Consider the following 23,381-nt stretch of genomic DNA (forward strand, 5'->3'; position numbering starts at 1 on the left):
TGAACGCCATGACGATGATGCCCCCGCCCGTAACGGTGCAGGCCGTGCAGCAATTTGCCGACTTCGACAAGAAGCGCAACAAATTCGCGCCGCTGATGGCCATCGTCGTCCTGCATATCGCCGGCTTTTACGCCATCCAGAGTGGCCTGCTGAGCCGCGTCGTCACGGCGGCCATGCCGACCATCACGACCATCAGCATCATCGCCCCGCCGGCGCCGCCGAAACCGCCCGCGCCATCCGTACCGAAAACCGTGGAACTGAGCGCGCCCGTGCCGCGCGCCGTGATCCCGCCGCTGCCGATGATCGCCGTCGCGCCGACCGAACCGACGATCACGCCGCCGCAGCCGACGCGCGCCGAAGCGGCGCCTGTCGCCACCGCCGCACCGACGGCGCCAGCGGCACCGTCGCCGACGCCACCGGCCCCAGCGACGCCGCGCACCGTCAGCAGCGTCGAATACATCAAGGCGCCGCAACTGATCTACCCGAATTTGTCGCGCCGCCTGGGCGAAAGCGGCACCGTGGTGCTGCGCATCCTGATCAACGAAAAGGGCTTGCCCGAGCAAATCCTGATCCAGAAATCGACCGGCTACACCAACCTCGATGAAGCGGGCCGCCAGGCCGCGCAGCGCGCGCTGTTCAAGCCGATGATCGAAAACGGCAAGCCCGTCCCCGTCTACGTTTTAGTACCGCTGACCTTTCAACTGAGCTAGCCTTCCGGCGGCCACGGCGCCGCTGCCAGCCCGCAAGCATCGCACCCCGTGCCCTGCTTGCTTTTTTGCGCCCGTTTTAGTCAAGCGATTTGCTTGTTTCAGTCTGCCAGCCTACATCCCCGGGCCAGGCAGACTTTTTTTTGCCTGCTATGGGGTCAGACCCTCAACACCGCCAACGCCCAGTTCAGCGCCAACGTCGCCGGGGGTCTGACCCCAGCCTTACATCTCCGCCCACATTCTGAGCAGATTGTGATAATGCCCCGTCAGCCCCACCGTCGCCGGCGAATCGCCATGCTCCGCGCGCACGCTCTGGATGTTCTGATCGAGCTCGAACAGCATGCTGCGTTTCCAGTCCTCGCGCACCATGCTTTGCGTCCACAGGAAGGAGCAGATGCGCTCGCCGCTGGTGACGGGCAGCACCTGGTGCACGCTGCTCGACGGGTACACGATCACGTCGCCTGCCGGCAATTTCACTTCATGCGTGCCGTAGGAATCGACCACGACCAGCTCGCCGCCTTCGTACTCGTCCGGCTCGCTCAGGAACACGGTTGACGAGACGTCGGCGCGCATCGACTGCATGCCGTTTTTCGGCGTTCGGATGGCGCCGTCGATGTGCAGGCCATAGTGCTCGCCGCCCGCATAGCTGTTGAAGAAGGGCGGCAGGATGCGCAGCGGCAGCACGGCGGCAAAGAACAGCGGATTGGCCATCAGCGCGCGGCTGACGATCTCGCCCAGCTCCAGCGCCAGCGGCGAACCCTCGGCCAGCTGGCGGTTGCGCTTGACTTGCGCGCCTTGCGCGCCGACGCTGGCGCGCCCGTCGACCCAGTCCGTCTGCGCCAGGCGCTGGCGGAAATGCGTGACCTGTTCCGGCGTCAGCACGCCGGGTATATGCAGCATCATCTTGCTATCCTTTTTCAGTAAATATCGCTGCCCGATTATCGCATCGCCGGCGGCGGCCAAGTAGGCACAAAGGCAAGAACGGACCAACATTTCCCGCCTTTTCAGCACGGCCATGCATGCGCGCCTGCGGCGGCAAAATGGCGCCAGGAACGCGAATGAGAATGGCCTTCATTTTCCTTAACAAATAAAAAACGGCGCAATCACGAAATCCACTTGAGAATGGGTTTTATTCGCACGATATTTACGTTAAAAAGACGGAATAATGCCGTTTAGCACCGGAAATCGCCGGCATTTTGCGCTATCATGCGGGCATAGCGAAACCGGCAACCTGCGCGCCACCAGGCAGCCTTGCGCCACCCGGCAGTGAACGCCAGCAGCCTGCGGTTTCATCATCGAACGCGACACCGAACAAAGGAAATCCCATGAAGGGCGATAAAGAAGTCATCCGCATGCTCAACGCACAGCTCACCAACGAACTGTCAGCCATCAACCAGTACTTCCTGCATGCGCGCATGTACAAGCACTGGGGCCTGGAAAAGCTGGGCAAGAAGGAATACGAAGAATCGATCGGCGAAATGAAACACGCCGACAAGCTGATCGACCGCATCCTGATGCTCGACGGCCTGCCTAACCTGCAAGCGCTGCACAAGCTGCTGATCGGCGAGAACACGCCGGAAATGCTGGAATGCGATTTGAAGCTGGAACGCGCCGCGCACGCCACCGTCAAGGAAGGCATCGCCATCAGCGAAAAAGCCGGCGACTACGTCTCGCGCGACCTGTTCCTGATGATCCTGGAAGACACGGAAGAGCATATCGACTGGCTCGAAACGCAGATCGACCTGATCGCCAAAATCGGCCTGCAGAATTATCTCCAGAGCCAAATGGCCGTGGAAGAATAATCTTCAGCACCCAACAAAAAACCGGCAGGCTTGCCGGTTTTTTTACGCCTGCCGTCAAGCCTTGCCGGTCTGCGGCGGACGCAGCTTGACGAACAGCACCGCCACCGCCGCGCACAGCAACAGGGCGCCGGCCAGGCGGATGACGTTCTCCGGATTGCCGCCCAGCCAGCTGCGGTAATACAGGGGCAAGGTGAAGATCTGGATGATCATCGGAATGACGATGAACATGTTAAAAATGCCCATGTAGACGCCCGTGCGCTCGGCTGGAATGCAGCCGGCCAGCATGATGTAGGGATTGCCCATGATGCTGGCCCAGGCCAGGCCCACGCCCAGCATCGGCAGCAACAGCAGCGCCGGGCTGTGGATCAGCGGGATGCCCAGCATGCCCACGCCGGCCGCGCACAGGCACAGGCTGTGCATGCGCTTGGGACCGAAGCGGCGCGTGAACGGCACCAGCGCGAAGGCGGCGACAAAGGCGACGAAATTGTAGAAGGCACCCACCTGCCCGTTCAGCAGGCCCGCGTCGCGAAAGCCTTGCGACGCGGGGTCCGTCGTGTGAAACAGGGTGGCCGACAGCGACAGCGCGATGTATTGCCAGTAGCAGAACATGGCGTACCACTGGAACAGGTTGACGAGGGCCAGCTGCTTCATCGTCGGCGGCATGTCGCGCAGGGCCGCGCCGATGTCGGCCAGCGTATGGCGCCAGCCCGGCGGACGGCTGCGGATGGCCGCCAGTTCGGCCGCCGTGAGCGGATTTTCCGGCGTCGTCTTCAAGGTCCACAGCACCGAGGCGAGCGAGAACACGGCGCCGATCAGGAAGGCGGCGATGACGATGTGCGGGATATGGCTGCCGTTGACGGCATCCTTGTTCATGCCCAGCATGACGAGCAGCGACGGCGTCAGGTAGGCCAGCGTCTGCCCCAGTCCCGTAAACGCGCTTTGCGTGAGAAAACCCAGCGAATGCTGCTTCTTGTCGAGCTTGTCGCTGACGAAGGCGCGGTACGGCTCCATCGTCACGTTGTTGGCCGCGTCGAGTATCCACAGCAGGCTGGCCGCCATCCACAGTGTGGGACTGAACGGCATGGCCAGCAGGCCCAGGCTGCACAGGATGGCGCCGATCAGGAAGTATGGCGTGCGGCGGCCCCAGCGCGTCACCGTGCGGTCGCTCATGGCGCCGATCAAGGGCTGCACGAGCAGTCCCGTCATGGGACCGGCCAGCCACAGGTAGGGCAGGCTCGCCTCGTCGGCGCCCAGGTATTTGTAGATGGGGCTCATGCTGCTTTGCTGCAGCCCAAAGCTGAACTGGATGCCGAAAAAGCCGACATTCATGTTGACGATCTGCCAGAACGACAGATGCGGACGGTGCGCGCCGGCGTCGCTCATGATTGTTCCCTTTCCAGCCACAGCATATGCCAGGGCTGCAAGCCCACCGCGCCGGACAGCACGCTGCCATCGAGGCTGTTGCGCCATTCGCCTGCCGGTAAAGTGAAACGCTGGCTGGCACCGCTGAAGTTGCTCAAGCTGAGAAACGCGTCGCCGCGCGACAGCGCCAGCACGGCAGGCGTGTCGGCGGGCAGCACGCTGCGTGGCGCGGCGGCGGCCAGGGCCGGCAAGCGCCGGCGCACGTCGATCAGCTGGCGCAGCGCCGGATACAGCCGGCCGCTGGCGCTCACGCCGTCGTGGCGCCAGGCCAGCAGGCTGTCGTCGAACGCGGGGCGCTGCAGCCAGCGGCTGTCCATCGCCCGGTCGGCGCGCTGCGTGTAGCTGTAATCGTTGGTCATGCCCAGTTCATCGCCCATGTACAGCACGGGCAAGGCGCCAAAGCTCAAGGCCAGGCCATGCAGCAGCAGCAGGCGCCGCAACGCGTATTCCTGCTCCTGCACCGTGGCGGCGCTTTCCAGGCCGGCCAGCGAGGCGGCCATGCCGTTGCTGCCATGCGCCTTGTCGGCGCTGCTGCTCTGGAAGGCGGCGCCGCGCGCATAGCTGCCGGAGGCGCCGGCGAAGAACCGCGCGATGCGCGCCAGGCGCGCCGGCCCGTTCGCGCCCGCTTCGTTGAGCAGCACGTTCCAGCCGATGTCGTCGTGGCAGCGCACGTAACTGAGCCAGCTGGCGGATGGCGGCAGCGGTGGCGTGGCGGCGATCACCTGCTGCAGCAAGTCCGTGCTTTCCTCGGCCAGCGCGCCCCAGCCGGCGGCCATCAGGCTGCTGTGATAGGCGATATGGCATTCGGGCGCGCTATCGCTGCCGAAATAGGCGGGCAGCTTGGGCGTGGGCACGATGGCTTCGGCCTTGAGCAGCACGCCCGGCGCGACGATGGCGGCAATCGCCCGCAAGGCTTGCAGCAGGCTGTGGGCTTCGGGCTGGTTCATGCAATCGCTGCCTTCGCGCTTCCACAGGAAGGCCGTCGAATCGAGACGGAACACCTCGATGCCCTTGTTCGCCAGGCCCAGCATGGCGCCGGCCATGGCCGCGAAGACGGCCGGATTGGCGTAATTCAAATCCCATTGATACGGATAGAACGTCGTCCAGACCCAGCGCCCGAGCTCCGGCACGAACGTGAAATTGCCGGGCGCCGCCTGCGGGAAGACCTGGCCCAGGGTGCGCTCGTAGCGGTCCGGCTGCGCGCGGTCGGGATAGGTATGGAAAAAATCGCGCAGCAGCGGATCGCCCGCCTTGGCACCCAGCGCCCACGCATGGTCGTCGGCCACGTGGTTGAGGATCAGGTCCGAGCACAGGCTGATGCCGGCCGTGCGCAACTGCGCCGTCAGTGCCAGCAAGTCGGCATTGCTGCCCAGCGCGGGATCGACTTCCTCGAAGCTGGCGACGGCAAAGCCGCCATCGCTTTCACCGGCGCGCGGGCGCAGGAACGGCAGCAGGTGCAGATACGTCACGCCCAGTTCGCGCAGGTGGGCAATGCGCGCCGCCACGCCCTGCAGGCTGCCGCCGAAGCGCTGCACGTAGGCGCTGTAACCGAGCATGGACTGGCTGGCAAACCAGTCCGGCTGCGCTTCGCGCTGCGCATCCTGCCGCAGCAGCTCGGGGGCGCGCGCCGCGTACAGCCGGCCCACGCTTTCCATCAGGTCGCCCAGCCAGGGCAGGAAGTCCGGCCGCTGGCCATACAGGCTGCCCAGGCGGTCAAGCAAGACCGCCTCCTGGTGCGCATAGCGGCGCGCCGCATCGTCGCGCAAGTGCGTGGGGAGCGGCGCGAGCAGGCGCGCCAGGGGGCTGCGTATCGACATCATGAATCCTATCCTTGCTTAGAATGCGTATTTCAGGCTGACCTTGACGGCGCGCCCCGTGATCGAGCGGGCCGCATGGCCATCGCCCTCGACTTCCGTGTAGCCGATCTTGTCGAGCAAATTGTTCGCCGTCAGCGCCACCTGCACTTGCGGCGTGAGCTGGTAATTGACGAAGGCGTTGAGCACCTGGTAGGCGGGCAAGGTGATCGTGTGCGCATCGTCGCCCCAGGACTTGCCCGTGCCGACCAGGCTGGCGCCCAGGGTGGCCGGTCCCCATTCATAGGTGGGGGCGATCTGGTAGACGACCCGCGCCTGGCGCCGCGGCGTATTGCCGATCAGCGCCACGTCGGCCGCCGCCGTGCCCGTGATTTCGGCATCCGTGAACGTCAGGCCGCCATTGATGCGGAAGTCGCCGGCGCTGTAGGCCGCTTCCAGTTCCACGCCCTTCGCTTCATAGCTGTTGGCCGTGCGCAGCTGGGTGGTCGCTTCGTAATTGCTTTCCTTGGTCTTGGCCTGGAACAAGGTGACGAAGGTGCTCAGGGGACCGCGCCGCCATTTCACGCCGCCTTCGATCTGGCGCACGGTGTTGATCGCCACGGGCACGCTGCCATCGAGGGGCGTGCCGAACAGGATGCGGTCGGCATTGAAGGCCACGCCTTCGCTGACGCGGGCAAACACGGCCAGATTGGCTTGCAGCTTGTAGTTCGCGCCCAGCGAGTACGAAGTGTGGCCCAGGGTGTAGTCGACCTGCTGCACCGTCGACGGCAGATAGGTTTGCGCACCGGTGGCCTGGTTGGCCGTGCCGCTCGCATGCTGGCGGTCGCGCCGCAAGCCGCCGTCGAGATTCAGCGCGCCGCTTTCCCAGGCCAGGTTCAGGTACGGCGACGTCGTGCGGTATTCCATGTCGACGGCGCGCGAGCAGCAGGCACCGAAGGCCGGGCCGATGTAGCCTGGCGTGCCGCTGGCCGTCTGCAGCAGCGCCGGCTGGTCGCCCGTGGCCTGCATCAGGTATTCATTGAAGTTCCAGGTCAGGCCCAGCTTTTGCTGCGACAAATACAGGCCGGCCGTGGTGGTCAGCTTGCCGCTGTCGAGAGTAAACGTCTTGGCCAGCTTGGTGTCGCTCAGGGTATTGCTGGCGTCGTCGATCGAGGTATTGAACACCACGGCGGAAAACGCGCGGCCGATATAGGGCTTGCCCTGGTTCGGGCCACTGGCAAACACATGGCTGCCGTCGCTGCCGTTATTCGAGGGGAAGACACCGATGAAGCGGCCCGAGTTGTCGGCGTAGCGGAAGTTTTCGCTCACGCTCCAGCCCTGCCCCAGCTTGAACGATGCTTCCAGCCCCACGGTATCGCTTTTCACGTGCAAGCCGTCGTTGACGCGGGTGGCCACGCGCTGGTTATCCTTGTTCAGCACCATGTCGGGCACCCAGTACGGCGAATAGAAACTGGCCTTGCGCGGGTCGATGCCGGCGATTTCCCCGATGCGGCCATTGCGCACGCTGACCGGCACGGGCAAGGCCGTGGGCGACTGGTCGTCGAGGTGCTTGAACGACAGGCGCACGAAGCCGCTGTCGAATTCATGCGTGACATTGCCGCGCAGCTGGCCACCCTTTTCGCTGTTCACGCCACTGTGGCGTATGCCTTCGCCGGTGCGCCAGGAGCCGCCGATGAAGAAGCGCGTGCGTTCGGAAATTGGCGCGCCATAATCGAAATCGACCCTCGTCTGGTCGTAGCCCAGGCCACGGCTGATGGCCACGCTGCCGCCCTTCTCCTGGCCATTCTTGCTGATGAAATTGATGATGCCGCCCGGCGAGTTGGTGGCCAGGGTGGAGGCCGCACCGCCGCGCACCACTTCCAGGTGGTCGAGCGTGGAATCGATCTTGACGAAGCTGTCGGGCGTGGTGAAGTTGAAGTCGCCGAACTGCAGCACGGGCAAGCCGTCTTCCTGGATCTGCACATAGCGCGCGCCGCCGGCGGAAATGGGCAGGCCGCGCACGGTGATGTTGGCATTGCCTTCGCCGCCCGAGGATTCGGCCCGCAAGCCCGGTACCGAGCGCAGGACTTCGGCGGCGCTGGTCGGTGCGTTGTGCAGGATGGTGTCGAGTTCCATGCTGCTGACGGAATTGCTCGATTTCATTTTGGACGTGCCGCCGGCGGTGCCCGTGACCACGATGCGTTCCAGATTCAGGCCATCGGCGGGGGCGGCGCTGGCGGTGTCGCTTGCCGATTGCGCGTGGGCGGCGCCCAGTTGCAGCATGGCCAGGGCGACGGCGGCAGCCATGCAGCCGCGTTGAGCAGTACGTGTCTTCATCTTGTCTCCAGTGTTGTATGCCGATACATCGAGGTATCGCCTTGTTATGAGTACTGGCCGCCGCATGCCGTGGCGCGCTGGCTGAGCCGGTACGCCATTATTGAACGAATAAGAATTTATTGCAATCGATTGCAATCGAGCACTGCAACATAAAAATTATGTTGTTTTTAAGGGAATTTTTCGGGCGTCGCAGAGGAAAAAATGCGATGTTTTACGCGAGCGCAGGGTTTTTCATGCTGCTGTGCAGCATGAAAATAAGGCGGTTAATTTGAAATTATTGCAATCGGTTGCATAGCCTTGCAAACACGGCTTAGCGGCTAGAGGCGCGCACGATCAGCTCGGTTGGCAATTGCCGCGATGGCGCGGACGCGCCATCGACCAGCGCCAGCAGCGAGGCCACCAGCGCGCGCCCGGCGGCGCGGATCGGCTGGCGCACGGTGGTCAGCGGCGGGTGGAAATACGCGGCCAGTTCGATATCGTCGTAGCCGACGACGGCCACCTGCTCCGGCACGGCCACGCTGCGCGCGCGCAAGGCGCTGATGGCGCTCATGGCCAGCAAGTCGCTGCAGGCAAAGATGGCGTCGAACGGCAGCTGGCGATCCAGCAGTTCCTGCACGTCCGTCGCGCCGCCCTGCGGCAGGAAGGAGCCGGCCACGTACAGTTGCGGATCGGGCGCCAGTCCCTGCGCGGCCAGCGCCTGTGCATAGCCCTCGTGGCGCTGCGCCACTTCGGGCAGCCGCGTATCGCCAAAGAAGGCGATGCGCCGGCGCCCCGCCGCCAGCAGGTGCTCCGTGGCCAGCCTGCCGCCGGCGACGTTATCGCCGCCGACGGTGCAATACAGCTGCTGCGGCAATTGCGCGCCCCACACGACGATGGGTACCTGGCGCGCGGCCAGCTGGTTCAATTGTTCATGGTGGCGCCACTGGCCGATCAGGATGATGCCGATCACGCGGCCGCTGTCGAAGGACTGGGCGGCCGCATCGAGCGTTTCGGCATCCACGCGCGAAATGAGCATGTCGAAGCCCTGCTCCGTCAGCGCATCGGCCAGGCTGCCCAGCATGCTGAGGAAAAAAGGGTCGGACAGGTGCTGGCGCGTGGCCGCGTCGTACGGCACCACCACGCCGACCGTGCGGTTCTGCTTCAGGCGCAGGTTTTGCGCGCCGATATTGATGGAATACTTGAGCGAACGGGCCAGCGCGATGACGCGCTCGCGCGTCTCTTCATTGACCAGCGAACTGCCGCTCAGCGCGCGCGACACGGTGGACGTGGACACGCCGGCCAGGCGCGCGATATCGGCCATCTGCAAGCGCTGCTGCGCCTTCGAATCGTTGCCGGTCATCGTGCGCTCACTGCGGCACGGTGTCCTTGAACGACTGCCGCTCGGACAGTTTGTCGAACAGGCGCGCCAGCGCCGGGTGATCCGCGCGCCAGTCGATTTCCGGGAAGCGGAAGCTGAGCCAGCCCAGGGTGCAGCCCACGGCCACGTCGGCCAAGGAGTAGTTCTTGCCGGCGCAATACGCGCTCTCGCCCAGGCGCGATGCCAAAGCCGCCAGGCCCAGCGTGACTTTATCCAGCTGGCGCGCGATCCAGGCGGCGCTTTGCTGCTCGGGCGGGCGCTGCGTGCGCTCCAGGCGTACCAGCACGCCCGCGTCGAGGATGCCGTCGGCCAGCGCTTCCCAGTTCTTGATATCGGCCCGCTCGCGGCCGTTGCCGCCGGCCGGCAGCAGTTTGCAGACGGGCGTGAGCGTGTCGAGGTATTCGACGATGACTTTCGAATCGATCAGCGTGCTGCCATCTTCCATCACCAGGCAAGGCACCTTGCCCAGCGGGTTGGCCTGGGCGATGCGGGTTTCCGGCACCCACACGTTTTCCAGCTCGAAGACATAGTCGAGCTTTTTTTCCGCCAGCACGATACGGGCTTTGCGGACATACGGGCTGGCGAGGGAACCGATCAGTTTCATAGGTACTTTAAGGTAAGGGAGCAGCAGGCAGTATAGCATCGGCGGCAGCGGTGTTTGGCAGCACGCGCCCGGCGCGCCCCAGGGTGTGGCAGGCATGCCGCATCGGGGCCGGATTCGGCCAAAATGAGCGCCATCCACAGCCGACGGACGGCTGGCCAGCGGCCAGCGGTGGTAAAATCGCCCTTTACTGTGGCGCCGTCAGTGTTGCTGTATCGCAATTCCTACCCTTCCCCGCGCGCCACACGCCAACCGTTTCTTTAACTTGCGTCCGCTCTCATGACTTCTACTACTCCGTATTCCACGCTGTCGGCCCTGTCTCCGCTCGATGGCCGCTACGCCAGCAAGACCGATCTGCTGCGCCCGATCCTGTCCGAAGCCGGTTTCATGCACCACCGCGTGAAAGTGGAAATCTCCTGGCTGCAAGCGCTGTCGCAAGCCGGTTTCGCTGAAATCAAGCCATTCTCGGCGCAAGCGAATGCCCTGCTCGACAAGATGGCAGCCGATTTCTCGGAAGCCGACGCGGCCCGCATCAAGGCCATCGAAGCGGTCACCAACCACGACGTCAAGGCTGTCGAGTACTGGCTGAAGGAACAAGTGGCGGACGTGCCGGAACTGGTGGCGGCGTCGGAATTCATCCATTTCGCCTGCACCTCGGAAGACATCAACAACACCTCGCACGGCATGATGCTCAAAGCCGCGCGCGATGGCGTGATGCTGCCCGCATTGAACGGCCTGGTGGCCAAGCTGACGCAGATCGCGCACGACAATGCCGACGTGCCGATGCTGTCGCGCACGCACGGCCAGACGGCCAGCCCGACCACCCTGGGCAAGGAATTCGCCAACGTCGTGGCCCGCTTGCAGCGCGCCGTGAAACGCATCGAGCAAGTGGAAATCCTCGGCAAGATGAATGGCGCCGTCGGCAACTACAATGCCCACCTGTCGGCCTACCCGGGCTTCGACTGGCCGGCATTCTCGCAGGCCGTCATCGAACAGCGCCTGGGCCTGGTCTTCAACCCGTACACCATCCAGATCGAACCGCACGACTACATGGCCGAACTGTTCGACGCCTTCGCGCGCGCCAACACGATCCTGCTGGACCTGAACCGCGACATCTGGACGTACGTCTCGCTGGGCTACTTCAAGCAGAAGCTGAAAGCGGGCGAAATCGGTTCGTCGACCATGCCGCACAAGGTCAACCCGATCGACTTCGAAAACTCGGAAGGCAACCTGGGCCTGGCCAACGCCGTGCTGAAACACCTGTCGGAAAAACTGCCCGTCTCGCGCATGCAGCGCGACCTGACCGACTCGACCGTGCTGCGCAATATCGGCGTGGGCCTGGGCTACACCCTGCTGGCGTATGACAGCTGCCTGCGCGGCCTGAACAAGCTGGAAGTGAACCACGCGCGCCTGGCGCAAGACTTGGACGCAACGTGGGAAGTGCTGGCCGAGCCCGTGCAAACCGTGATGCGCCGCTATGGCATCGAAAACCCGTACGAGCAACTGAAAGAGCTGACGCGCGGCAAGGGCATCTCGAAAGAAGCACTGCAAACCTTCGTCAACGGCCTGGCCATCCCGCAAGATGCCAAGGACGTGCTGCTGACCATGACGCCGGGCAACTACATCGGTATCGCTGCACAATTGGCCAAAGCCGTCTAAGCAGTTTCCACATGGGGATCCTGCTATCCCACTCCCGCGGGGCGGCCAGCATACAAATGCTGGCCGCCCCGCGGTTTTTCCGGCAATCTTTCTTGTAGAATCTCCAGCACGCAGCGCAATTTGCTTTTCTTTGGTATATTAGGATTAATTAGTCCTAACACGTACTACTTTCAAGAAAGCCATCGATGCAACGCTACACCACCACCGCCATCATCCTGCACTGGCTGACCGCCCTGTTGATCATCAGCGCCTTCGTCATGGGCCTGGTCATGACGGACATTCCCGGCCTGACGCCCACCAAACTCAAATATTTCTCCTGGCATAAATGGCTGGGCGTGACCGTGCTGGCCATCGCCGCCATCCGCCTGCTGTGGCGCAAGGCCAACGTGCCGCCGCCGCACCCGGCCAGCATGGTTGCCTGGCAAAAGAAGGCGGCCGACGCCATGCACGTGCTGCTGTACATCCTGATCTTCGCCGTGCCCGTTTCCGGCTACCTGTACACGCTGGCCGCCGGCGTGCCCGTGGTCTATCTTGGCCTGTTCCAGCTGCCCGTCATCATGGCGCCGAACCCGGAACTTAAGCCGCTTTTAAAAGAAATTCATTATGTTCTGAACATGACGATGGCCGCCGCCGTGGCCGCCCATGTGCTGGCCGCGCTGAAGCACCAGTTCATCGACCGTGACGGCGTCCTCAAGCGCATGTTGCCGTAACACCGACTTCCCCTTGCTCACTGAAAAACTACAGGAAAAAAACAAGATGAAAACCACCCAACGCATCGTCCTCGCTTCCCTGCTGGGCCTGTCCGTGGCCGCCACCGCCGCCACCCTGCTGAAAGTCGATCCCGCCAAGACCAGCGTGTCGGCCGTGTTCAAGCAAATGAACGTGCCGGTGGAAGCGAAATTCAAGAAATTCAATATCGCCATCGATTACAACCCGGCCACGCCGGACGCCTCGAAGGCGTCGGTGGAAATCGAAACGGCCAGCATCGATATCGGCGACCCCGAGTACAACAAGGAAGTGGCCAAGAAAGAATGGTTCAACTCGGCCCAGTTCCCGAAAGCCACCTTTGTCTCGAGCAGCATCAAGGCCGCCGGCGCGGGCAAGCTGACGGTGACGGGCAAGCTGAGCATCAAAGGCAAGACCACCGACGTGACCTTCCCCCTGGCGGTCAGAGCCGACGGCGGCAAATACGCGTTCGACGGCGCCCTGCCGATCAAGCGCCTGACCTACAACATCGGCGAAGGCGAGTGGAAAGACACGAGCATGGTCGCGGATGAGGTCACCATCAAATTCCACGTTGCCGCTCAATAACACCTGAGAAAACGTCCATGGCCGCGTTGCTCTTGCCTCGTCGTACATTCGCACTGCCTTCGGCAAGGCGCCTTGCCCTGAACGTTTTTCAGGCGTTACCAAAAACAACCCCAAAACCTGTTCAACTATAGGATCTGCATGAAATTTTCGCACTTGATGATCGCCGTGCTGGCAGCCGCCGGCGCGGGTTCGGCCATGGCCGCCACCGACACCTACAACCTCGACCCGACGCACACCTTCCCCAGCTTTGAAGCCGATCACATGGGCATGTCGGTGTGGCGCGGCAAGTTCAACAAGACCAAGGGGACGGTCACCCTGGACCGCGCCGCCAGGACGGGCAGCCTGGACCTGGTCATCGATGCCGATTCGATCGACTTCGGCCTGGACGCCATGAACACGCACGCGAAAAAAGCGGACATGTTCAATGTCGAGAAATTCCCGGCCATCACCTACAAGAGCACGTCGCTCAAGTTCAACGGCGAGCAGCTGGTGGAAGTCGATGGCGAACTGACCCTGCTGGGCGTGACCAAGCCCGTCAAGCTGAACGTGAGCAAGTTCAAGTGCATCATGCACCCGCGCTACAAGCGTGAAGTGTGCGGCGCCGACGCCACGGCCGAATTCAAGCGCAGCGACTTTGGCCTGAACTACGGCATGCCGGCGTTCTCGCCGGAAGTCAAGCTGGCCATCCAGGTGGAAGCGATCAAGGCCGACTAAACACGGCCTTGCCGCGCGACAAGCCCGCCTCGCTGCCCGCAGCCAGGCGGGCTTTTGCATGCGCCATGCGAATCCGCTGGACTTTTCTATCGTGCGGCATCACTATCCATTGGCATGATGTTGTTCTGACATGGCTCAACCACTTATCCATCGCGCGGAGGATTACATGAATTTCATTATCTGGATCGTTATTGGCGGCGTCATCGGCTGGCTGGCCAGCATGGTCATGAAAACGAATGCACAACAGGGCATCTTCCTCAATATCGTCGTCGGCATCGTCGGCGCCTTCCTGGGTGGCTGGCTGCTGGCGCCCCTGTTCGGCACGGGCACCATCAACAGCGACAATTTCAGCCTGGCTTCGCTGCTGGTCTCGTTCCTGGGCGCCGTCATCCTGCTGGGCATCGTGAATCTTTTGCGCCGCGGCAAAATACGCTGAGCAGACAAACAGCAGCACTCGGCAAGTGGCCGGGCCGCGCAAGCGCCCGGCCATTTTTCATTGCTGCCAGGATAATTGTATGGACAATACCACAGCCGCCGCACGGAAAAATGCGCTCTGGCAGGCCATTCCCGCCCCGACATCATCAAAAATCATGCCATTCAAGCAAGCACATGCGGACATGCCACCCGGAAAATGTGATTGACTAGTGCGAGTTCGATACGGATACTCTATGTCGCCCGCTGCACAAATCAGCGGGTACTCCGCTGATTCCGACTTCCCTACAATGTAAAAGAACAGAACTCGAATGAAAAAATCTCTCATCGCGCTCGCCATCCTGAGCAATTTCGCACACGCCGACGAAGGCATGTGGATGCCCCAACAGCTGCCACAAGTAGCCAAGGAACTGAAAGCGGCCGGCCTGAAACTGGACCCGACCACCCTGACCAAACTGACCGAATTCCCGATGGGCGCCATCGTCAGCCTGGGCGGCTGCTCGGCCTCGTTCGTCTCGCCGCAAGGCCTGGTTGCCACCAACCACCATTGCGTCTACAACAGCGTGGCGGTCAACTCGACCAAGGAGCGCGATTTGCTGGCCAACGGTTTCCTGGCCAAGACCTTCGCTGAAGAATTGCCGGCCGCCCCAGGCAGCCGCATCTTCGTCACCTCGGCCGTGACCAACGTCAGCGACAAGATCATCACCGCCGACGTGGCCAAGCTGCAAGGCAAGGCACGCATCGACGCGATCGAGAAAAACCAGAAAAAACTGGTCGCCGAATGCGAGAAAGAAGCCGGTTTCCGTTGCACCGTGTCGAGCTACTACGGCGGCCTGGAGTTCTACCTGATCAAGCAGCTGGAAATCCGCGACGTGCGCCTGGTCCACGCGCCTCCAGCGGGCGTGGGCAAATTCGGCGGCGACACCGACAACTGGATGTGGCCACGCCACACGGGCGACTACGGTTTCTACCGCGCCTACGTCAGCAAAGACGGCAAAGCTGCCGACTTCAGCAAGGACAACGTGCCATACCAGCCAAAACACGTGCTGAAACTGGCCAAGGATGGCTTGAAGGAAGGCGATTTCGTCATGGCGCTGGGCTACCCTGGCCGCACCAACCGTCACCGCCTGCCATCGGAAGTGGCGTTCACGTTTGACTGGAACTACCCGGCCTTCGTGAAAGCGTCGGGCGAAACCCTGGCCATCATCGCGCGCGAAACCAAGGACAACAAGGATGTTGCCCTGAAATACGCAGGTCAAGTTGCCGGCGTGAACAATTACTACAAGAACCGCCAAGGCATGCTGGACTCGTACGCGGGCAGCGACTTCCTGGCGCGCAAGACGGCGGAACACGAAGCGCTGAAAACCTGGGTCAACGCCAATCCTGCCCGCAAGGCGGAATTTGCCGGCGACATCGAGCAAGTGGAAAAGCTGATCGCCGAGCGCGATGCCGACACCAAGCGCGATTTCTTCCTCAGCTACGCACAGCCACGCCTGCTCAATACGGCACGCAGCCTGTACCGCCTGGCCAACGAAGGCACCAAGGCCGACACGGAACGCAAGTCCGGCTACCAGTCGCGCGACTTGCCGCGCCTGGAAGCGGGCATCACTTCGGTCGAACGCACCTACGATGAAAAAGTCGACAAGGCGCTGGTACTGAACAGCCTGACCAAGTACGCCGCGCAACCGGCAGCACAGCGCCGCGCCAGCTTCGACGCCGCCATCGGCATCAAGGACGGCATGTCGCCAGCCGACCTGTCCGCCGCCCTGGACAAACTGTATGCAGGCAGCAAGCTGGCCGACAAGGCCGAGCGCGCGGCATGGCTGAAACGCACGCCAGCCGAATTCCAGGCCAGCAAGGACAGCTTCATCCAGGCAGCCGTCGCCATGTACCCGGATTCGCTGAAAAACGAAGCGGAAGACGAAGAACTGGCCGGCAAGATCCAGCAAGCCTACGCCAACTACATGAAAGCCAAAATCGCCTTCATGAAGAGCAAGGGCCAAGCCGTCTATCCTGACGCCAACAGCACCCTGCGCGTCACGTTCGGCAAAGTGGCCGGCCGCGACCATGGCGCCGACGGCACCACCTGGACCGCCTTCACCACCGTCAATGGCGTCGTTGCCAAAGCCACGGGCCAGGGCGAATTCAATGCACCGGCAAATCAACTGGCCGCGATCAAAGCCAAGGACTTCGGTAAATTCGTCGATCCGAAGCTGAAAACCGTACCGGTCGACTACCTGGCGACCCTGGACATCACGGGCGGCAACTCCGGTTCGGCTGCCCTGAACTCGAAAGGCGAATTCATCGGCCTGGCATTCGACGGCACCCTGGATTCGATCATTTCCGATTGGGACTACAACAAGGCCAATACCCGTTCGATCCAGGTCGACCTGCGCTACATGCTGTGGAACATGAAACACGTCGACCACGCAGACAACCTGCTGAAAGAAATGGGCGCTGAATAACAAGAAGCAATAACCCGGCAACGGGCGCTTTAGCCTGAGCCACTCCTGCGGGAGTGGCTTTTTTTCGCCTAGCGTTTTACTTTGGTGAAGCGGTAGGGCACGGCTTGCTCCTCGCCAAACACTTGCACCCTGCCACTTCCCAGCGGCAGCATGACCCGCCGGCCCTCCTGCAGCAGCAAGGCCAGGTCCGCGCCGGGAAAGCGCTGCGCCAGCAGCGGATACGCTTGCCGCGCGATGGGGGCGGCGGGGATCACGATGCGGTAGTCGCCATCGCCAAAATCGAGCAGCAACGCGGGCCGCTCATCGGGCCCCGGCAGCGCCGTGATGCGCAGGCGCGCGCTACCCTTGACGAGTTCGAAGGCCGACCACAAGGGCAAGGGACGCTGCGCGGCCCCGGTCTGCAGCCGCCACGCCTGGCCCGCCTGCGCCGACGCCAGCACGACGTCGGGCCGCTCCGCCGATACGGCCCCATCGACGGCCAGCAGCCAGCCCCGGTAGCGTATCAGCGCCCCCTGTGCAGCGGCTGTGACGGACCCGCCCGGCGCCACAGGCTCCTTTCCTGCGGGCAAACGCAATGGCGCCGCCTGTGCCGCCAGGCAAGCCCACCACAGCAGCACCGCCATCGCCGTCGCAGTCACCGTCTTCGCCATGCCGCCTCCCCTCGCGCGTGAAACGTATTCATAACACAAGTTCGCCCCGGCTCCTCTGCCGCGCCTCAAGGCGCCAACGCCGGTGCTACAATTGGCGCCTAGCGGGCGTACTTACCCAGCGCGCCTTCCCCCTCCCAGACTCAGACCGCTATGCCACCAGACTTGCGCACGACCTACGAACTCGGTAACCACAACCAGACCACGACCTGGCTGGAATGCATCACCTTCTATCAAGATCTCGCCGCACGCTACCCGCACGTGCTGCATTTCGAACAGATCGGCCTGTCCGACTCGGGCGTGCCCATCCACGCTGGCGTCGTCAGCGCGGACGGCGTGTTCGACCGCGAACAGATCAAGCGTGAAGGCCGCACCGTCTTCTTCAACAACAACGGCATCCATCCGGGCGAACCGGAAGGCATCGACGCCTGCATGGCCATCGTGCGCGACCTCTGCACGCAGCCGGAACGCCTGGCGGCGCTGGGCAGCACCGTGCTGCTGTTCATTCCGATCTACAACGTCGATGGCAGCCTGAACCGCGCCAACACGTCGCGCGTGAACCAGGATGGCCCGGAGCAATTCGGCTTCCGCGGCAATAGCCGCCACCTGGACTTGAACCGCGACTTCATCAAGTGCGACAGCCTCAACGCGCAAGTGTTCAACCGCCTGCTGGCCAGCTGGGACCCGGACGTGATGGTCGACACGCACACGTCGAACGGCGCCGACTACCCGTACACGATGACCCTGATCCACACGCAGACGGACAAGCTGGGCAATGGCCTCGGTCCCTTCCTGCAAGACACCATGCTGCCGCACATCTTTGCGCAGATGGAAAGCGCCGGCTGGCCCACCTGCCCGTACGTCAATCCCGTCAAGGACAGCCCCGACCACGGCATCGCCGAGTTCCTCGAAGTACCGCGTTTCTCGACCGGTTTTGCGGCCTTGCACCACGTCATCGGTTTCATGCCGGAAACGCACATGCTGAAACCGTTTGCCGACCGCTACGCTTCCATGCGCGCCCTGCTCGACATCACCATGGCCTTCACGGTGCAACACGGCGAACAGATCAAGCAACTGCGCGCGCAAGCCAAGGCGGCGGGCCGCACGCAAGCCCAGTGGCCCATCCACTGGGCCATGAACGAAGAGCAGCCGTCGACCTTTCCCTTCAAGGGCTATGCGGCAACATACACGCCGAGTCTCCTGGGCGACTACCAGCGCCTGTCGTATGACCGCTCGCAGCCATGGGAACGCGATATCGCCTACTACAACCGCTTCGATGCGGACGTCACCGTGGCCGCGCCGAAAGCCTATGTCGTGCCCCAAGCGTGGCGCGAAGTCATCGAGCGCCTGCGCTGGAATGGCGTCGAAATGAGCCGCATCACCGCCGAACAGACGGTAACGGCGCGCTACTACCACATCACCAACGTCGGCACGCGCGCCACGGCCTACGAAGGCCACATGTTCCACGACACGGTGGAACTGGAAGCGCGCACGGGCCAGTTCACCGTGCAGGCGGGCGATTACGTCGTGTCCCTGGAGCAGGACAACGCGCGCTATGCCGTGGAAACCCTGGAACCCGAAGCGCACGACAGCTTTTTCCGCTGGGGCTTCTTCAACAGCGTGCTGGAAAAGAAAGAAGCGTTTTCCGATTACGTGTTCGAAGACATGGCGTCCGAATTGCTGCGCGACGAGCCGGCGCTGGCGGCCAAGTTTGCCGAATGGAAAGCGGCCAACCCGGCCTTGCTGAGCAATCAGGAAGCCGTGCTCGATTTCATTTTTGCGCACTGCCAGCGCTTTGCCGAGCCGGAATGGCGGCGTTACCCTGTGATCGCCCTGATGTAACTCGGGGCTGTAGCGAATGCAACATCCTGGCGCCGCATCGGAGACCCCGGTGCGGCGCCTCTTTCTGTGCCCTGCCCACAAGGTAATCCCATGCACTACGCACTGAACCTGCGCACCTTTATTTACAGCCATTATTTTTACCTGGGCTTGCGCGTGGCCATCGGCCTGGTCGGCCTGACCTTGCTGACCCTGGAAATCAGCGACAGCACCACCGCCATGACGGTGTGCATCGGCGCCCTGTGCACGACCCTGATGGACATGCCCAGCCCGCTGCGCCACAAGTTCAACGAAATGCTCGCTTCCGTGCTGCTGTGCAGCGCCGTGACCTTATTGATCAGCCTATGCGGCCCCGTGCAGTGGCTGTTGATGACGGTGCTCGTGCTCGTCAGTTTTCTCGCCAGCATGATGGTGGTGTACGGCAAGAAATCCATGCCCTTGCAACTGGCCGCCCTGTTCATCATGACCATGTCGATGGAGCATCAGATGACGTGGCAACAATCATTCCACCACGCGGGCCTGTTCATGCTGGGCGGCCTGATCTATCTGGCCTACGCCATGGCCATCGCCTGGGTCTTGCGCCACCGCATCAAGCAGCAAGTGCTGGCCGAAGCCCTGTTCGAACTGGCCGCCTACATCGACATCAAGGCCGATTTCTACGACACGCGCTTCAATCTGACGGAACAGTTCAACAAGCTGGTGCGCCATCAAAGCATCCTGGCCGACCGCCAGCAGGCGTCGCGCGATTTGATTTTGCGCAGCCACAAGAACAGCAAGGACGCCATCGTCGTGCAAGTGCACGTGTGCATGCTCGATCTGTATGAACTGATCCTTTCCACGCACACGGATTACGCGCTGCTGCGCCAGCACCTGGCCGACTCCGACGTCTTGAAATCCCTGCACGACCTGGCCTACAAGGCGGCGCGCGACATCGAATCCGTCGCCTACGCCGTCACGCGCAAGCGCGCCTCGTATGCGCAGATCAGCTACGACAAGGAATGGGCCGACATCGAGGCGGAGATCGTCCGTCTGCAAGCCAAGGGCGACAGCGCGCAAGAAGCGCTGGCGACCCTGCGCGCGCAACGCAACAAGATACGCGCCATTCTGAAAATGATCGCGGAGCTGCATCTGGCCAGCCAGAAAGTGTATGACAACGTCCCGTTCTGGAGCGGCGCGGACATGGCGCCATTCCTGTCGCAGCAGAAATATGAACTGAAGACCCTGCTGGCCAACCTGCGCCTGGATTCGCCCGTGTTCCGCTTCGCCCTGCGCGTGTCGATGGCCATTTCCGTCGGATTGCTGATCGGCCACTGGCTACCGTATGCGGCGCACAGCTACTGGATCGTGCTCACCATCGTCATCATCCTGCGCCCTACCTTCAGCATGACGCGCCAGCGCCGCGCCGACCGCATCATCGGCACCATCATCGGCTGCGTGATCACGGCCATCGTCATCCGCTTCGTGCACAGCAATATCGTGCTGATGGCCATTTTATTCCTCTCCATCGTGGCCACGCCCACCTTCATCTATTTGCGCTACCGCTACACGGCCATTGCCGTGAGCCTGATGATCTTGCTGCAAATGCACCTGGTGGCGCCCAGCAACCCGAACCTCGTCAGCGAACGCCTGATCGATACCCTGATCGGCGCGGCGGTGGCCACCGTATTCAGCTTCGTGCTGGCCAACTGGGAATACCAGAGCCTGCCGCGCCTCGTGCGCCAGGTGCTGAATGTGAACCTGTCATACATGCAGGCCAGCTTCGCGCTGCTGCAGGGAAAATGTTTCGATGATTTCGCCTACCGTATCGAGCGCAAGCGATTGATGGACAGCCTGGCCGCGCTCAGCTCGGCACTCGTGCGCATGCTCGATGAACCGGCCAGCAAGCAGCGGGCAGTGGAAGACATCAACCTGTTCATCGTGCAAAATTACTTGCTGGTGGCCCACGTGGCGGCGCTGCGCTCCATCCTGGGGCGCCACGCGAGCCAGTTGCCCGTCACGCCCGTCAACGCCCTGCTTGGCCATAGCCATACGCAAGTGTGTCTGACCCTGTCGCGCGCGCTGGACCAGCTCGACAACAAGGCCGCCATCAGCGCCCCGCTGACGGCTCCTGCCGCCCCGCCCGTGAGCGAAGTGGACTGGTCGGGCTGGCCGCTGGTCAAAAGACGCATTCGCCTGTTGCAGGCCGATGCCGACAAGATCGTGGTGCATAGCGCGGCGATCGTGCATATCGTGGCCCCCAGATAATTTTTTGGGGACGCCCTGGCGCAAGTGGTGTCATCAGGAGGTCATCTGGCCTCTCTATGCTGCCATGGTTTTTCCACTTCCAGCCAAGGTCATCCATGCACGCATTTCCCCTGAGCCGGCGCCTGCCGCTGGCGCTGGCCATCAGCGCCGCCCTCGCCCTTGCCGCCTGCGGCGGTTCCGATCACCAGGACACGGCGCTCGTCGTTCCCGCCGCGCCCGCCGACCAGGGCGCGCCCGACACGGCGCCGCCATCGGCCACGGCCATTCCCTTTGTCGACAATATCGCCAGCAACCAGCGCGGCGATGCGCGCTATGCCACGGCCGCCACGAATGCGGGCGTGCGCGTGCTGATCGGCATGCTCGACATCTGGAAACCGTTGACGGAAATCGTCGATGCCGGCGTCTCGGCGCCGGCCGTGGACGGCTTCCCCGCCGTCGTGCCTTCCGCCTGGACGGGCGTGCCCAACGATGGCACGCCGGGCGGCACCATCGTCAATGCCAGCGTGCACAATGCGAACATCGATTTCGTCGTCAAGGCCACGACCAGCCGTACCCCGGCGCAGGAACTGGCCGCCTACCTGGACGACCGCCGCGGCAAGGGCTACAGCATCACCGACGGCATGGGTCCGCTGACGGACGCCTGGCGCAGCGCGGCACGCCAGACCACCAGCATCACCGACATCGCGCCGGATGCGACAAGCAAGCTCTACAACGACAGCGGCAGCAACACGGGCGTGGCGGGCAGCGCCAACGCCGAGTTCGGCAACGTCGTGGGCCTCGTCAACGCCATGGGCAACAATGGCTCGACGGAACCGGCCAAGCGCTTCTACAAATATGCGCGGCCGTTCCGCTGGAGCAGCAACGTGGCCGTGATCCCGGCCCTGATGCCGGCCCGAAGCGCCACGCCCGCCACCGATGGCGGCTTTACCAGCGGCCACTCGGCCGAAGCCGTGCGCGGCGCGCTGGGCATGGCGTATGCCTTGCCCGAGCGCTACCAGGAAATGGTGGCGCGGGGCCTCGAGCTCGGTGAAAACCGCATCATCGCCGGCATGCATTCGCCGCTCGACGTGATCAGCGGCCGCATGCAGGCGCAAGCCATCGTCGCCGCCAACCTGCTCGACCCGGCCACGGCCGCCACCAAGGCCGCCGCCGTGACGCAGGCGCACACGACCCTGATGGCGAAAACCGGCACCACGGCCGACAACTTCTACGACTACGCCCATTCGGGCAGCAGCGCCAACGACCGCTTTTCGGACTACGCCAGCACCAAGGCCGCCTACATCCGCCGTTTGACCTTCGGTTTCGCGCAGACGGGCGCCGCCAATGCGCCGGCCATCGTGCCGAAAGGCGCGGAAGTGCTGCTGGAAACGCGTTTGCCGTATCTGTCCGACGCGCAGCGCCGCGTGGTGCTGAAAACAACGGCCTTGCCGTCGGGCTACCCGGTGATGGACGATGCTGAAGGCTGGGGCCGCTTGAACCTGTTTGCCGCCGCCGATGGCTATGCCGTCTTCACGGGCAATGTCGTCGTCAGCATGGATGCGGCCAAGGGCGGCTTCTACGCCGTCGACCGCTGGCGCAACGACATCGGCGGCACGGGCAAGCTGAACAAGCAAGGCACGGGCACCCTGAAGCTGGGCGGCAACAATAGCTGGAGCGGCGGCACGCAGCTGGAAGGGGGACGCCTGGAAGGCTTGTCGGCCACGGCCTTCGGCAAGGGCGACGTGTATGTCAGCGGCGGCACCCTGGTCAGCAATGCCCAGTCCGGCCTGGCGCTGGCCGGCAAGTACACGCAGCTGACCACCGGCAATCTGGAATTGAAGCTGGGCGGCGGGCAGCAAGGCCGCCTGAGCGTGGCGGGCCAGATGACGGTGGCGGGCGGCAGCCTGAAAGTGACGTTCCAGAACGGCTACAAGCCGGCCGCCGGCGACACGCTGAACGTGCTGCAGGCCGCCAGCCTGAAAGGCAAGTTCGACAGCATCACCGTCGATGGTTTCAAGGTGACGCCGACGTACACGGCAACGGGCTTGCAGCTGCGCCTGGATGTATAAGCG

19 protein-coding genes are annotated in these 23,381 nt (G+C 63.1%); 12 read left to right on the forward strand and 7 right to left on the reverse strand.

Annotated elements, in window-relative coordinates:
• The first annotated feature begins 8 nt into the window (after positions 1–8).
• A complete protein-coding gene (locus CLU90_RS16745; protein WP_092712257.1) occupies positions 9–710 on the forward strand; it encodes an energy transducer TonB in 702 nt (233 codons plus the stop codon).
• A gap of 219 nt (positions 711–929) precedes the next feature.
• Here the strand turns inward: CLU90_RS16745 and CLU90_RS16750 are convergent, their stop codons facing one another.
• Positions 930–1,610: a Fe2+-dependent dioxygenase gene (locus tag CLU90_RS16750; RefSeq protein ID WP_100428451.1), complete on the reverse strand. Its 681-nt coding sequence runs from the start codon at positions 1,608–1,610 to the stop codon at positions 930–932.
• A gap of 422 nt (positions 1,611–2,032) precedes the next feature.
• Here CLU90_RS16750 and bfr point away from each other — a divergent pair, with 422 nt between their 5' ends.
• Positions 2,033–2,509, forward strand: coding sequence for a bacterioferritin (gene bfr, locus CLU90_RS16755; protein WP_065307050.1), 477 nt, complete (start codon positions 2,033–2,035; stop codon positions 2,507–2,509).
• Positions 2,510–2,563: 54 nt separating this feature from the next.
• On the opposite strand, the gene CLU90_RS16760 is transcribed toward bfr, so the two are convergent.
• The 5 genes from CLU90_RS16760 to CLU90_RS16780 all read right to left on the reverse strand — a co-directional run bounded on the left by CLU90_RS16760 (position 2,564) and on the right by CLU90_RS16780 (position 10,022).
• Entirely contained in the window at positions 2,564–3,892 is a 1,329-nt protein-coding gene (locus CLU90_RS16760) for an MFS transporter (RefSeq protein ID WP_100428452.1), read from the reverse strand.
• A complete protein-coding gene (locus CLU90_RS16765; RefSeq protein ID WP_232731234.1) occupies positions 3,889–5,751 on the reverse strand; it encodes an alpha-amylase family glycosyl hydrolase in 1,863 nt (620 codons plus the stop codon). The genes CLU90_RS16760 and CLU90_RS16765 overlap by 4 nt, the downstream gene beginning before the upstream one ends.
• 15 nt (positions 5,752–5,766) lie before the next feature.
• Positions 5,767–8,061, reverse strand: a complete 2,295-nt coding sequence (locus tag CLU90_RS16770) for a TonB-dependent receptor (RefSeq protein ID WP_100428453.1) — start codon at positions 8,059–8,061, stop codon at positions 5,767–5,769.
• A gap of 310 nt (positions 8,062–8,371) precedes the next feature.
• Positions 8,372–9,400 (reverse strand): LacI family DNA-binding transcriptional regulator, encoded by a 1,029-nt coding sequence (locus CLU90_RS16775; protein ID WP_232731235.1) that lies wholly within the window; start codon positions 9,398–9,400, stop codon positions 8,372–8,374.
• A gap of 7 nt (positions 9,401–9,407) precedes the next feature.
• Entirely contained in the window at positions 9,408–10,022 is a 615-nt protein-coding gene (locus tag CLU90_RS16780) for a glutathione S-transferase N-terminal domain-containing protein (protein WP_092712031.1), read from the reverse strand.
• A gap of 276 nt (positions 10,023–10,298) precedes the next feature.
• On the opposite strand from CLU90_RS16780, the gene purB reads away from it, so the two are divergent.
• From purB to CLU90_RS16810, 7 genes are all read left to right on the forward strand, one after another.
• Positions 10,299–11,678, forward strand: coding sequence for an adenylosuccinate lyase (gene purB / locus CLU90_RS16785; protein WP_100428454.1), 1,380 nt, complete (start codon positions 10,299–10,301; stop codon positions 11,676–11,678).
• Between the two features lie 185 nt (positions 11,679–11,863).
• The gene (locus tag CLU90_RS16790) at positions 11,864–12,388 is read left to right on the forward strand and encodes a cytochrome b (RefSeq protein ID WP_092712036.1); all 525 of its coding nucleotides are present in this window, start codon (positions 11,864–11,866) and stop codon (positions 12,386–12,388) included.
• A 46-nt stretch (positions 12,389–12,434) separates the two neighbouring features.
• Positions 12,435–12,989 (forward strand): YceI family protein, encoded by a 555-nt coding sequence (locus CLU90_RS16795; RefSeq protein WP_100428455.1) that lies wholly within the window; start codon positions 12,435–12,437, stop codon positions 12,987–12,989.
• A 138-nt stretch (positions 12,990–13,127) separates the two neighbouring features.
• Positions 13,128–13,703 (forward strand): YceI family protein, encoded by a 576-nt coding sequence (locus tag CLU90_RS16800; protein WP_100428456.1) that lies wholly within the window; start codon positions 13,128–13,130, stop codon positions 13,701–13,703.
• Positions 13,704–13,869: 166 nt separating this feature from the next.
• Entirely contained in the window at positions 13,870–14,139 is a 270-nt protein-coding gene (locus tag CLU90_RS16805; RefSeq protein WP_034778894.1) for a GlsB/YeaQ/YmgE family stress response membrane protein, read from the forward strand.
• A 79-nt stretch (positions 14,140–14,218) separates the two neighbouring features.
• Positions 14,219–14,344 carry a hypothetical protein gene (locus tag CLU90_RS30125; protein WP_269800029.1) on the forward strand — a complete coding sequence of 42 codons (126 nt, stop codon included), beginning with the start codon at positions 14,219–14,221 and terminating at the stop codon, positions 14,342–14,344.
• Positions 14,345–14,446: 102 nt separating this feature from the next.
• Positions 14,447–16,600, forward strand: coding sequence for a S46 family peptidase (locus CLU90_RS16810; protein ID WP_092712040.1), 2,154 nt, complete (start codon positions 14,447–14,449; stop codon positions 16,598–16,600).
• A gap of 68 nt (positions 16,601–16,668) precedes the next feature.
• On the opposite strand, the gene CLU90_RS16815 is transcribed toward CLU90_RS16810, so the two are convergent.
• Positions 16,669–17,250, reverse strand: a complete 582-nt coding sequence (locus CLU90_RS16815) for a hypothetical protein (protein ID WP_100428457.1) — start codon at positions 17,248–17,250, stop codon at positions 16,669–16,671.
• A 150-nt stretch (positions 17,251–17,400) separates the two neighbouring features.
• On the opposite strand from CLU90_RS16815, the gene CLU90_RS16820 reads away from it, so the two are divergent.
• From CLU90_RS16820 to CLU90_RS16830, 3 genes are all read left to right on the forward strand, one after another.
• Entirely contained in the window at positions 17,401–19,089 is a 1,689-nt protein-coding gene (locus CLU90_RS16820; protein WP_100428458.1) for a M14 family zinc carboxypeptidase, read from the forward strand.
• A 90-nt stretch (positions 19,090–19,179) separates the two neighbouring features.
• Positions 19,180–21,330, forward strand: coding sequence for an FUSC family protein (locus tag CLU90_RS16825; RefSeq protein ID WP_100428459.1), 2,151 nt, complete (start codon positions 19,180–19,182; stop codon positions 21,328–21,330).
• A 95-nt stretch (positions 21,331–21,425) separates the two neighbouring features.
• A complete protein-coding gene (locus tag CLU90_RS16830) occupies positions 21,426–23,378 on the forward strand; it encodes an acid phosphatase (RefSeq protein WP_100428460.1) in 1,953 nt (650 codons plus the stop codon).
• Positions 23,379–23,381 lie beyond the last annotated feature (3 nt).

The organism is Janthinobacterium sp. 67, from assembly GCF_002797895.1.
GTDB lineage: Bacteria > Pseudomonadota > Gammaproteobacteria > Burkholderiales > Burkholderiaceae_D > Janthinobacterium.

Bases quoted from the DNA above. Each gene is read 5' to 3' on its own strand.
- CLU90_RS16800 (WP_100428456.1), top strand. From the start codon at position 13,128: ATGAAATTTTCGCACTTGATGATCGCCGTGCTGGCAGCCGCCGGCGCG.
- CLU90_RS16765 (WP_232731234.1), bottom strand. From the start codon at position 5,751: ATGATGTCGATACGCAGCCCCCTGGCGCGCCTGCTCGCGCCGCTCCCC.
- CLU90_RS16830 (WP_100428460.1), top strand. From the start codon at position 21,426: ATGCACGCATTTCCCCTGAGCCGGCGCCTGCCGCTGGCGCTGGCCATC.
- CLU90_RS16780 (WP_092712031.1), bottom strand. From the start codon at position 10,022: ATGAAACTGATCGGTTCCCTCGCCAGCCCGTATGTCCGCAAAGCCCGT.
- CLU90_RS16810 (WP_092712040.1), top strand. From the start codon at position 14,447: ATGAAAAAATCTCTCATCGCGCTCGCCATCCTGAGCAATTTCGCACAC.
- CLU90_RS16760 (WP_100428452.1), bottom strand. From the start codon at position 3,892: ATGAGCGACGCCGGCGCGCACCGTCCGCATCTGTCGTTCTGGCAGATC.
- CLU90_RS16795 (WP_100428455.1), top strand. From the start codon at position 12,435: ATGAAAACCACCCAACGCATCGTCCTCGCTTCCCTGCTGGGCCTGTCC.
- CLU90_RS16815 (WP_100428457.1), bottom strand. From the start codon at position 17,250: ATGGCGAAGACGGTGACTGCGACGGCGATGGCGGTGCTGCTGTGGTGG.
- CLU90_RS16820 (WP_100428458.1), top strand. From the start codon at position 17,401: ATGCCACCAGACTTGCGCACGACCTACGAACTCGGTAACCACAACCAG.
- CLU90_RS30125 (WP_269800029.1), top strand. From the start codon at position 14,219: ATGGACAATACCACAGCCGCCGCACGGAAAAATGCGCTCTGGCAGGCC.
- CLU90_RS16805 (WP_034778894.1), top strand. From the start codon at position 13,870: ATGAATTTCATTATCTGGATCGTTATTGGCGGCGTCATCGGCTGGCTG.
- purB (WP_100428454.1), top strand. From the start codon at position 10,299: ATGACTTCTACTACTCCGTATTCCACGCTGTCGGCCCTGTCTCCGCTC.
- CLU90_RS16750 (WP_100428451.1), bottom strand. From the start codon at position 1,610: ATGATGCTGCATATACCCGGCGTGCTGACGCCGGAACAGGTCACGCAT.
- bfr (WP_065307050.1), top strand. From the start codon at position 2,033: ATGAAGGGCGATAAAGAAGTCATCCGCATGCTCAACGCACAGCTCACC.
- CLU90_RS16775 (WP_232731235.1), bottom strand. From the start codon at position 9,400: ATGACCGGCAACGATTCGAAGGCGCAGCAGCGCTTGCAGATGGCCGAT.
- CLU90_RS16770 (WP_100428453.1), bottom strand. From the start codon at position 8,061: ATGAAGACACGTACTGCTCAACGCGGCTGCATGGCTGCCGCCGTCGCC.
- CLU90_RS16745 (WP_092712257.1), top strand. From the start codon at position 9: ATGACGATGATGCCCCCGCCCGTAACGGTGCAGGCCGTGCAGCAATTT.
- CLU90_RS16825 (WP_100428459.1), top strand. From the start codon at position 19,180: ATGCACTACGCACTGAACCTGCGCACCTTTATTTACAGCCATTATTTT.
- CLU90_RS16790 (WP_092712036.1), top strand. From the start codon at position 11,864: ATGCAACGCTACACCACCACCGCCATCATCCTGCACTGGCTGACCGCC.